This is a genomic window from Treponema endosymbiont of Eucomonympha sp., assembly GCF_001028545.1.
In genome coordinates this window covers 1-1,330 of record NZ_BBPW01000166.1, presented here as the reverse complement: position 1 = coordinate 1,330, position 1,330 = coordinate 1, and the positions used below count along the sequence as shown (strand labels likewise).

The following is a 1,330-nucleotide window of genomic DNA, read 5'->3' as shown; positions in this document are numbered from 1 at the left end:
GAAACGCTTCCGCCTCCAAATCCTCCATAAGGAGAGGCGCTTGATTACAATCCGCGACAGTACCGCTTGTCACAATGCCGCTTGCCGGTATCCCGTACTCGTCAACCACAAGGTGTAATTTGCTGTTTAGCCCCCTTTTGTGCGGCTAATGTCCTGAGTGCCGCCGCACGCCCCGCACGCGTCCGCGTGTGCCTTGATATACGTCGAATCTATCATACGAATATCCCCCGGCAGGCTCGCCTATTGCGGCGTCCGCCAGCCTTTTCCATATTCCCTTATCCCGCCAGCGACAAAACCGCTTGTGTATACTGTTCCAGTTGCCGAATTCTGGCGGTATATCCCTCCACGGAGCGCCCGTGCGCGTCTGCCATGCTGCCGCGTTGATAAACAAACGGTTGTCTTTCGCCACTCTCCCGTGCTTCCCTGCCTGTCCGGGCAGCAGGTCTTTTATCCGTTCCCACGCCTCGTCGCTTATATCGTGCCGGTGTATGCCTTCATTTCTTTTCATACCTCCCATTTTACCTCTTTTTCCTTTTTAGTCCACACTACCTAGGTAGTGTGGACGGGATAGGGTAAAAGGGGTAAAATGGGAGGCATGAATGAAATACCCCACAGCAAGCTATGGAATATTTCATTGAAAACATCTTCCGTGCCCGATACAGTTCATGACTGTACGCTCTCTGCTCTTTCCGGCTTTTAACCGGAGGGATGACGGCTGCCATATCCGCTTCCTTAAGCATGCCGAGCAGTCCGTTCGCGTCATACGCTTTGCCCGCGGGGAACGCTTCCGCTTCCAAGCCATCCATAAGGAGAGACGCATGGCTGCAGTCCGCGACAGTACCGCTTGTCACAATGCCGCTTGCCGGTATCCCGTACTCGTCGACTACCAAGTGCAATTTGCTGTTCAGCCCCCTTTTGTGCGGCTAATGTCCTGAGTGCCGCCGCGTGCCCCGCATGCGTCCGCGTGCGCCTTGATATACGTCGAATCTATCATACGAATATCCCCGTCAGGCTCGCCTATTGCGGCGTCCGCCAGCGTTTTCCCTATTCCCTTGTCCCGCCAGCGGCAAAACCGCTTGTGCACGCTGTTCCAGTTCCCGAATTCTGGCGGTATATCCCTCCACGGAGCGCCCGTGCGCGTCTGCCACGCTGCCGCGTTGATAAACAAGCGGTTGTCTTTCGCCACTCCCCCGCGTTTCCCTGCCTGTCCGGGCAGCAGGTCTTTTATCCGTTCCCACGCCTCGTCGCTTATATCGTGCCGGTGAATGCCTTCATTTCTTTTCATGCTTCTATTTTACCTCTTTTCCCCTATCCAGTCCACACTGCCTAG

Annotated in this window: 3 protein-coding genes; all 3 read right to left on the bottom strand. The window is 55.3% G+C overall.

Features of this window, described 5'->3' with window-relative positions:
- Positions 1-145 precede the first annotated feature (145 nt).
- The 3 genes from AWU74_RS05635 to AWU74_RS05625 are packed head-to-tail and all read right to left on the bottom strand — an operon-like array spanning position 146 to position 1,285.
- Positions 146-508, bottom strand: a complete 363-nt coding sequence (locus tag AWU74_RS05635; RefSeq protein ID WP_062328465.1) for a transposase — start codon at positions 506-508, stop codon at positions 146-148.
- A gap of 37 nt (positions 509-545) precedes the next feature.
- Complete coding sequence (locus AWU74_RS05630) at positions 546-890, bottom strand: hypothetical protein (RefSeq protein ID WP_062328461.1); 345 nt, start codon at positions 888-890, stop codon at positions 546-548.
- A 14-nt stretch (positions 891-904) separates the two neighbouring features.
- Positions 905-1,285 (bottom strand): IS5 family transposase, encoded by a 381-nt coding sequence (locus tag AWU74_RS05625; protein ID WP_059370890.1) that lies wholly within the window; start codon positions 1,283-1,285, stop codon positions 905-907.
- Positions 1,286-1,330 lie beyond the last annotated feature (45 nt).

Coding starts and splice junctions, on each gene's coding strand:
- AWU74_RS05635 (WP_062328465.1), bottom strand. CDS start 508: ATGAAAAGAAATGAAGGCATACACCGGCACGATATAAGCGACGAGGCG.
- AWU74_RS05625 (WP_059370890.1), bottom strand. CDS start 1,285: ATGAAAAGAAATGAAGGCATTCACCGGCACGATATAAGCGACGAGGCG.